This is a genomic window from Actinoplanes italicus, from assembly GCF_003001815.1.
Taxonomy (GTDB): Bacteria; Actinomycetota; Actinomycetes; order Mycobacteriales; family Micromonosporaceae; genus Actinoplanes; species Actinoplanes italicus.
This window is the reverse complement of the sequence record NZ_PVMZ01000046.1, coordinates 23,141-32,096: the sequence shown is the minus strand read 5'-3', so window position 1 is coordinate 32,096 and position 8,956 is coordinate 23,141. Positions and strand designations below refer to the sequence as shown.

The 8,956-nt window shown below is 72.0% G+C and carries 6 protein-coding genes; 2 read left to right on the top strand and 4 right to left on the bottom strand.

What is annotated here, in order from left to right; genetic code table 11:
- Positions 1–263 precede the first annotated feature (263 nt).
- Entirely contained in the window at positions 264–1,193 is a 930-nt protein-coding gene (locus CLV67_RS50360; RefSeq protein ID WP_106331128.1) for a carbohydrate kinase family protein, read from the bottom strand.
- A 108-nt stretch (positions 1,194–1,301) separates the two neighbouring features.
- Between CLV67_RS50360 and CLV67_RS50355 the strand changes: the two genes are divergently transcribed.
- Together CLV67_RS50355 and CLV67_RS50350 are read left to right on the top strand one after the other, a co-directional pair.
- The gene (locus tag CLV67_RS50355; RefSeq protein ID WP_106331127.1) at positions 1,302–1,877 is read left to right on the top strand and encodes a superoxide dismutase family protein; all 576 of its coding nucleotides are present in this window, start codon (positions 1,302–1,304) and stop codon (positions 1,875–1,877) included.
- Between the two features lie 91 nt (positions 1,878–1,968).
- Positions 1,969–3,441 carry an aminopeptidase P family protein gene (locus tag CLV67_RS50350; protein WP_106331126.1) on the top strand — a complete coding sequence of 491 codons (1,473 nt, stop codon included), beginning with the start codon at positions 1,969–1,971 and terminating at the stop codon, positions 3,439–3,441.
- Positions 3,442–3,780: 339 nt separating this feature from the next.
- Here the strand turns inward: CLV67_RS50350 and CLV67_RS50345 are convergent, their stop codons facing one another.
- Genes CLV67_RS50345 through pulA form a run of 3 tightly spaced genes read right to left on the bottom strand, consistent with a single transcriptional unit; the run spans position 3,781 to position 8,806 of the window.
- Positions 3,781–4,299, bottom strand: a complete 519-nt coding sequence (locus CLV67_RS50345) for a hypothetical protein (protein WP_239166985.1) — start codon at positions 4,297–4,299, stop codon at positions 3,781–3,783.
- A gap of 53 nt (positions 4,300–4,352) precedes the next feature.
- On the bottom strand, positions 4,353–5,630 hold the full coding sequence (locus CLV67_RS50340) for a DUF6891 domain-containing protein (RefSeq protein ID WP_106331124.1): 1,278 nt from the start codon (positions 5,628–5,630) through the stop codon (positions 4,353–4,355).
- Positions 5,627–8,806, bottom strand: a complete 3,180-nt coding sequence (gene pulA / locus CLV67_RS50335) for a pullulanase-type alpha-1,6-glucosidase (RefSeq protein ID WP_239166987.1) — start codon at positions 8,804–8,806, stop codon at positions 5,627–5,629. Before pulA ends, CLV67_RS50340 begins: the two co-directional genes overlap by 4 nt.
- Between the last annotated feature and the right edge of the window lie 150 nt (positions 8,807–8,956).

Below are 8,956 nucleotides of genomic sequence, written 5' to 3'. Positions count from 1 at the left end.
TTACGAGAACGGCACCGACATCAGCCTGCTACCCGCACTAAACGTAGCCTGAAGACCAACTCATCGACCCTGTCCGTCGAAACGGGTCAAGCCCAGTCCCACCCGGCAGCGTGGAAACCCGCGCCCACCCGCGAGCCACACATCACCACGCAAGACGTCCCACCCGCCAGCGTGGAAACCCGCGCCCACCCGCGAGCCACACATCACCACGCAAGACGTCCCACCCGCCAGCGTGGAAACCCGCGCGCCACAAGGGTTGAGGCTCAGCCCCAGCGGGCCTGCAGATCGGCGGGAGTGGGCATGGCGGTGGCGCCGCCCTGCCGCTCGCAGACCAGGCCCGCCACGGAGAGGGCGAACCGGACGTAATCGGTCCAGACGGCGAGGCCTTCCGGGCGCCCGCCGACGAGGAGGCGGCTGACGAGGGCGGCCATCACCGAGTCGCCAGCGCCGGTCGCGTCGATGGCGTCGACCACCGGGGCGGGGATCATGGCGGTGCCGTCCGCGGCGTCGACGTAGGCGCCCTTCGAACCGCAGGTCACCACCACCGCGCCCGCCCCGAGAGCCCGGATCCGGGCCGCGGCGTCCGCGGGATCATGCTCGCCGTAGAGCACGACGGCGTCTGCCGAGCTGAGTTTGACCAGGTCAGCCGTGGCGAAGAACTCCTCGGCGAGATCGCGCAGACCATCCACGGCGGTCGCGTCGGGCAGGAGGGTCGGCCGTACATTCGGATCGAAGACACGCAGCGGCCCGGCCGTCCGCCAGGCGGTCCGGGCGGCGGCCCGGAACGGTTCACGGAGCAGGCAGATCGAGCCGGTGTAGAGGACGGCGGCTCCGGCGACTCCCGCGAGGTCGACGTCGTCCGCCCCGAGAAGGGCGTAGGACGGTGGCTCGCCGTAGAAGGTGAAGGTCGGCTCGGCGCCCTCGAACGTGGTGACCGCGAGAGTGGTCGGGACGGCCACCCGGCGTACGCCCCGGTCGTCGACGCCGGTGTCGCGGAGGAAGGCGGCGATGCGGTCGCCCAGGACGTCCCGGCCGAGGGTCCCCGCGTAACGGACGTCCCCGCCGAGGCGGGCGACACCGACGGCGACGTTGAGAGGCGCGCCGCCGATCGCCTGCCGGTAGACCTGTTCGCCGTCGAGGTCCGCTTCGAGCAGGTCGATCAGTGCCTCGCCCATCACCATCGCGTAGCCCACAGCGCCAGCCTCTCACTCCGGCGGCCCGGCCCCAAGCGGTCCGGGCACCGCAGGGCCACGACCGCCTGATCTTCGCGATGATATAGGTGAATTTGGGACAATTCAGAGATGAAGACGAGACTGCTGGCCCTCGCGGTGCCGCTGCTGCTCACCGGCGCCGCCCCCGCTCCCGAGCCCCGGGCGGAGCCCGCGCAGACGTCCGAGGGCACTTTCAAGACCTGGCGCGACGGCGCCAAGGCGGTCACCTACGACACCGCGGCGGTTCCGGCCGGTGCGCGGGCCCGGGTCGCCGTCGTCAAGACCGAGGATGGCGTACGGGTGAGCCTGCTCGCCACCGGCCTGAAGCCGGGACGGGCGTACGGCGCCCACCTGCACACCAGTGAGTGCGGCAGGGATCCGGCCGCCGCCGGCCCGCACTATCAGCAGCGCCTGGACCCCGCGGCCGGGCCGGGTAAGCCATCGGTCGATCCGGCCTACGCGAACGCGGTGAACGAGGTGTGGCTCGACTTCGTGGCGAACGCCAACGGGGTCGGCCGGTCCCGCGCCACCCAGGCCTGGAACTTCCACGGGTACCGGCCGCCGTGGTCGCTGGTGCTGCACGCCGAACACACGCACACCGCGCCCGGCGAGGCGGGCACCGCGGGCGCCCGGCTGGCATGCCTGACCCGCGCCGTGGAGGACTGATCGGGTGCGCTGAGAACGCCGGGTACCGGCCCTGCCGGGCCCGGCGGTCCAGACGGTAACGTCGGTGGCACCGAGAACGGAGGCACCCACGATGGCCGATAACAGCGGCAAGAATCAGCCCGCTCCGAAGACGGAGTCGCACGACCCCGACTTCCCCGAGGCGTTCCTGAGCTTCATGCGCCAGGGGTGGCGGGAGGATCCGCTGGCCGTCGCTCCCCTGCCCGAGGTGCCCAACTACGCCAAGCGCCGCAACGCGCTCTCCGAGGCGTTCCCCGGCGAGACGATCGTCGTCCCGAGCGGCAACGAGAAGGTGCGTGCCAACGACACCGACTACCACTTCCGGCCGGGTAGCGACTTCTTCTACCTGACCGGTGACCGCGACCCGGACAGCGTGCTCATCCTGCACCCGAGCGGCTCCGGGCACGACGCGGTGCTCTACACCCGGCAGCGCAACTCGAAGGACACCGACCGCTTCTTCCGTGACCGCAACGGCGAGCTGTGGGTGGGCCGCACGCACACGCTGGCCGAGAAGTCGACCGAGCTGGGGCTGACCGCCGCGCCGCTGGGCGACCTGGGCGCGGCGCTGGCCGGATCGGCGCCGGGCCGCACCCGGGTGCTGCGCGGGCTCGACCCCAACATCGACCGGGCCGTCCTGGCGTACGAGCCGGATCGCACCAAGCCGCGCGACCGCGAGCTGGCCCGGGTGATCTCCGAGCTCAAGCTGGTCAAGGACGAGTGGGAGATCGCGCAGCTGCAGGCCGCGATCGACGCGACCGTCCACGGCTTCGAGGACGTGGCCCGCATCCTGCCGGCCGACCGGAGCGTCAAGGAGCGCCTGCTCGAGGGTGTCTTCGGGCTGCGGGCGCGCCACGACGGCAACGACGTCGGTTACACGTCGATCGTCGGTGCCGGACCGCACGCGACGATCCTGCACTGGGTCCGCAACACCGGCGTGACCAAGCCCGGTGAGCTGCTCCTGATGGACATGGGTGTCGAGGGCCACAACCTCTACACCGCCGACGTGACCCGCACGGTTCCGGTCAACGGCACCTTCACGCCGCTGCAGCGGCAGGTCTACGACATCGTGTACGCGTCACAGCAGGCCGGCATGGACGCCATCAAGCCGGGCGTGGTCTTCAAGGACGTGCACAAGGTGTGCATGCGAGTGCTCGCCGAGGGCCTGCACGACCTGGGCCTGCTGCCGGTCAGCGTCGACGAGGCGATGAGCGACGACAGCACGATCTACCGGCGGTGGACGCTGCACGGGTTCGGGCACATGCTCGGCATCGACGTGCACGACTGCTCGGCGGCCCGCAGCGAGGCGTACCGGGAGGGCCCGCTCAAGGAGGGCTACGTCCTGACCGTCGAGCCGGGCCTCTACTTCCAGCCGGAGGACGAGCTGGTGCCCGAGGAGCTGCGCGGCGTCGGCGTGCGCATCGAGGACGACGTGCTGGTCACCGCGGACGGTTGCCGCAACCTGTCGGCCGGTCTGCCGCGCACCTCCGGCGAGGTCGAGCAGTGGCTCGCGTCGCAGCGCGAGGCGGGCCCCCGCCTGCCGGGCTGACCTGCCAAAGACCCGCGGAAAGGCCGGCCTGCCAAAGGCTCACGAAAGGGCCGGCCCGTCTAAAGGCTCACGGAAAGGGCCGGCCCGTCTAAGACCCACGGAAAGGGCCGGCCTACCAAGGGCCCACGGAAGGGCCGGCCCGTCTAAAGACCCACGGAAAAGGCCGGCCCGCCTAAAGGCTCACGGAAAGGGCCGGCCCGCCTGAAGGCTCACGGAAGGGTCGGCCTACCAAAGGCCGGCCAGCCGGAAGGCCGGTGTGACAACAGGACGAAGGGCCGACGCCGGAAGGTGACGAAACCGGCCGGGACCCCGAAACGAGCCCGGCCGGTGTAGTGGCGGTCAGGAACCGGCGCGGTACTCGCTGACGTTCCAGCACTCGGCCTGGAGCGGGTCGTCACCCACGTTGATCTTCACCTTGACCGGGTGGCCGTCACCGGCGTGGAACTCGGTGGCCACCTCGGCGCCGTCCTCCTCGGCGGTCTTCGCCATGGCGACCAGTTCGGCGAGGGTCGGCACCTCGATCTCCTCGCCCTGCTGTCCCTCGGTGGCCGGGCCCAGGTCGACCTCGGCCGACGATGACGGCACCGCGGACAGCGCGCCGATCCGCTCGGACGTGACGATCTTGCCGTTCGCGACGGTCGCCTGGTATCGCCCGACGGGGGCGGCCTCCTCGCAGCCGCGGCTCAGCGCGAAGCTGTAGTTGGCCGGCTCGGTCCAGGCCGGCGCCGACCCACCCGCCGCCGCGGCACCGGTCGCGGCTGCCGACGGATCCGGGGTCGCCGGCTTGTCACCGTCGGAGGTGCACCCACCGACCAGGCCCACCAAGATCAACGCGCACAGGGCCCGTTCTACCCGCACCACAACCTCCGCTCGACGCCTCACGCGGCGCAATGTAGCGCAGTCGCGCCCGTTCACCACGCCAGGGTGATCACCTCTGGCAGCTCGCTGATCGCCACCCGGTCCTCGGTGGCCAGCACGGTCAGCATCCGCTCCGCCTCGGCCAGCGTCGCGTGCTTGCCGACCGACGCCGACACGGCCGGATCCGGTGTCTCCAGCCAGAGCCGTCCGTTCTCCCAGCGCATCTGCACACAGCCGCCGGACCGGCCCAGCGCGCTCAGCCACGAGTCGGTCCGGGTGGGTAACCGCCGGAGCACGTCGATCGCCTCGGCCGACGTCATCGGCCGCCCCAGGGGCTGCCGTGCCCCGGTCGGCATCGCCTGGAAGGTGACATCGAGCAGATCAGGCTCAGGAGACAGAGCCGCAGCCTGCGCGCCGCCGAGCGGCCCCGGCCCGGGAGACCGCGACGCAGCCTGCACACCGCCGAGCGGGCCCGGCCCGGGAGACCGCGACGCAGCCTGTACACCGCCGAGCGGGCCCGGCCCGCGAGACCGCGACGGATTCTCCGTGCCGGTCAGCAGACTGAGGCCGTCGAACCGGCCGGCGCTGCGGCCGTCGGCGGCGACCAAGCGGTCGAACTCCCGGTGGACGACCACCGAGCGGCCACCGCCGGACAGCCGGACCGAGACACCGGCGGGGAGCCAGGGCAACTCGACGTCCCGCAGGACGGTGTCCGGGAGCCGCGGCGGCAGCCGGTGCTCGCCCTCGACCACCTCCACGCCAATCTCGGCACCACCCGGACCGGACGGACAGGCGGCCATCCGGCCGTGCCGCCGGCGGGCCCACCGCATCCGCACGCTGATCCGCTGGTCCGGCGACTCGTCCCAGTCGACGCGCAGGCCCTCGGCCCGTACGGCGGAGGCGATCTCCCGGCCGATCTCGACACTCGGCGGCTGCCCGATCAGCCCGTACGCCAGCCAGAGGTTCCCGCCCTCGGCGGCGCCCGCGGCGTCCTGCTCGTGGTAGAAGACGTAGCCACGTGCCGGGTCGTCGGCCGGCGCCTCCGCGCCGATCTCGTCCACCCCGCAGTTCTGGCAGCAGGCGAAGTCCTCCCGGGCGATGATCCCGGCGCGGTCGAGGGCCCGGAAAGCGTCGGTCAGCCGATCGTTGTCGGTCCGCTCGGGCCAGCCGGTCTGTGCCGAGAGATGGGCCGCGAAGTGCGGGCCGGCCAGCTCACCGGCCTCGGCCTCGGTGATCTCCCCGTCCAGGTATTCGGTGCAGTCGTGGACCAGGGTGACCCAGTCGTAACGACCCAGGGCGACGGCGGTGCGCAGGTAGCCGTTCGCCGTCACGGGACGTCGGCCACGAGGACCGCCACCGAGCGGGCCGGGGTCTCGAACGGCGTGGCGGCCCGCAGCAGCGGATCGGCCGACGACGTCAGCTCGGGATGCAGCCGCAACCGGTCCGGCTCCGGGATCGGCGGCCCGGCCGGGGCGTCGGTGGCGTTGAACACCACCACGATCCGGCTCCAGCGGGCGTCGAGACCAGTGCCGTCCAGGCTCATCACGATCACGCCGGGCTGCTCGGCCGGGCCGCTCAGCGGGAACGACAGCCGCCGCTGCACCTCCTCGGCGGTCGGCAGGCCGAAGACAGGCGACGACCGGCGGATCCGGAGGAGTTCCCGGTAACGCTCGGCGGCCAGCGCGATCACGTCGGGCGGGGGCACCAGCGCCGGGTCACGCAGCAGCGGCCGGGCGTACTCCCACTTGTCGCCGTTGTCGTGCTCGGGTGGCAGGCCCACGCCGAACCCGTTGCCGAGCCCCGGGTCCCAGCGGATCTGGTTGAACCAGTCGCCGGAGTTGAACGAGTTCCGGTCGAGCGACTTGGAGCGCAGCCGTTCGGTGCCGAGCGCCACGAACCCGGCGCCCTGGCTCAGCACCACCAGCGCGAGCGCGAGCACCTGCATCCTGGCACGGTCCACCGGGGTGATGCCGGCGGGCAGCTTGAACGCCATGGCGTCGTACAGGATCTCGTTGTCGTGGGCGTCGACGTAGTTGACCGCCTCGCCGGGCGCATGCGCGTAACCGGTGGGTGAGCCGTTGTAGCCGATCTGCGCCCCGCTGCGTTCGATCCCGTCGTGGGCGAGGAACCGGTAGGTGGCCAGCGCACCGGACAGCCCCACCTTGACCTGGTCGTGCAGCCACAGCGGGACCGCGGAACCGAGCCCGGTCGCGAAGCCGCGCACCCCGGGATCGTCGCCGAACGCGCCGCCGCCGCGGATCGCGTCGCGCAACCGGTCGTTGAACGTGCCGACACCGGTGCCGGCCATGTTGACCTGGGTGGCCTGGGCGAACCGGGCGTCGTACGCGACTTCGCCGAAATTCCACCCCTCGCCGTAGAGGACGATGTCCGGGTCGATCCGGTCGAGGGCGACCCGCGCCTGCAGGATGTTGGCCCGTGGGTGGTGGCCCATCAGGTCGAAGCGGAAGCCGTCGATCCGGTACTCCCGGGCCCAGGTGACGAGCGAGTCGACCACGAGGCGGCCCATCATGGTGTGCTCGGGCGCGGTGTTCGGGCAGCAGCTGGACTCGGCGGTGCTGCCGTCGGCGAGCGGCCGGTGGTAGTAGCCCGGGACGATCCGGTCGAGGACGCTGAACCGGTCGAGGCCGTCGCCCATGGTGTGGTTGTAGACCACGTCGAGCACGACCCGCAGTCCGGCCGCGTGGAGCGCCGCCACCGCCGACCGGAACTCGAGGACGCGGGCGGCGCCGGACGGATCGGTGGCGTAGCTGCCCTCCGGGGTCGTCCAGTGCCACGGGTCGTAACCCCAGTTGAAGCCGTCCTGGTCGGCCACCGCCATGACGGCCCGTTGCTGCTCGGGCGAGTCGGGCGGGAACGATGCCAGGTCGCAGGCGGGCACGGCCTGGTCGGCCCGCCGGTCCGGCACGGTCGCGAAGTCGTTGACCGGCAGCAGGTGCACGTGGGTGAGCCCGGCCTCGGCGAGCGAGCGCAGGTGTCGCATCCCGTCCGAGTTGGGGCGGGTGAAGGCGAGATAGGTGCCGCGCTCGGGGGCTGGCACCGTGGCGTCCAGGATGGAGAAGTCGCGGACCGAGACCTCGGTGATCTGCATCCGGGCCGGCGCCACGAGAGCCGGTCGGGGAACGGCGGCCCAGCCGGGCGGGCGCAGCGCCGGATCGTCCAGGTCGACGAGCTGGCTGTGCGTGGAGTCGGTCGCCAGCGACAACGAGTACGGGTCGGTGACGCTGGTCGTGACCACCCGCTGGGCGGCCGGCTGCCACACCTCGACACGGAAGCGATACCACCGGCCGAGCCACTTGCGCTTGCCGGTGATCGACCAGACGCCGGTCACGTCGTCGCGCTCCATCGGCAAGACCCGCGGCTCGTCGCCGGGCTCGCGGAACAGCTCCAGCTCCACGGTGCGGGCGGTGGGCGCCCAGACCGCGAGCCGCGGCGTCCCGTCGCCGTCGATGACCGGGCCGAGCTCGGCGTCGGCGGCGTCGGCGTAGAGGTCGTCGAGGACGCCGGCGATCTGCACCGCGGTGAGCGCGACCACCTCGCCCGCGGTGTCCCGCCCGGTGACCAGAAGCCGGTCGCGCAGGAGCTCGCTCAGACCGGCGTCGCCCAGCTCACGTACCGCATACGCCCGGTAGGCGCGCAGGTGGGGGAAGCGGCGGCTCTGCCCCCGGAACAGCCCGCCGGGCCGGGGCACCAGCGGCAGGGAGCCGAGGGTGAAGGTGGCGGCGCGGGCGGCGAACCACTCGGGCAGCGCCACGGTGGTGCGGTCGAGGAAGACGGCGTGGGCACGGGCCGGGTCGAGCTCGGGTCCCAGCGTCGCACCGAGAGCGGGGTGGACCGGCGCCTTCTCACCGGCGGTCAGCCACACCTCGCGACAGACGGTGAGGTCGAGCCGCTGGTCGTCGGGGAGGTCCTTCTCCTCGCCGCGGTGCAGCACGTAACGCAGGCCGACGGCGTCCGGCCGCACCCGGACCTCGAACACGGCACCGAAGTCGTCGAATCGGGTGGGCATGTGGGGCGTACCCCATCGGGTCTTCTCCGTGACCGGGACGCCCTCCCAGCAGTGCAGGCCCCACCCACCGTAATCTCCGCCCGGTCGCCGGTAATGGATGACCACCGTGTCCCCGGTGACCTCGGGGAGGTCGGGTGGGACGGCCGAGACCCGGCGGTCGCCGGCGGTGACCCAGACCTCACCGGTCTCACCCAGCGTGACCCAGCGGTCGATCTCGACGTCCTTGGCGCCCTGCCGGTTGAGCACCAGGAAGCCGATCTCCTGGGCGGTGTCCGCGACGCGCACCCAGGCGAACCGGCCCCACGCGTCCTCGCCGGCGAACGGGACGCCGTCGGGATAGACCAGGTCGGTGCCGGGTGCGAGGTCGCCCCAGGCGTGCAGGACCCAGTCGGTGTAGTCGTCGTCGGGCCGCCGATAGTGCACGATCAGCCACTGCGGACGGGTCCTGGAAACGGCCGGCGTGCCCGCAATGATCTCCATCGTCGTCACCGGCACATCATCCCAGCGGGATACGACATTTTTCCGGGTGTCCTGAGGACAGGCTGCGAGGATCGTCGCGTGGGACCCGCCTTGCAGGTTCTAGCAAGACGGACGTACGGTTTACCGAAGACGCACAACCGAGAGTTAGGC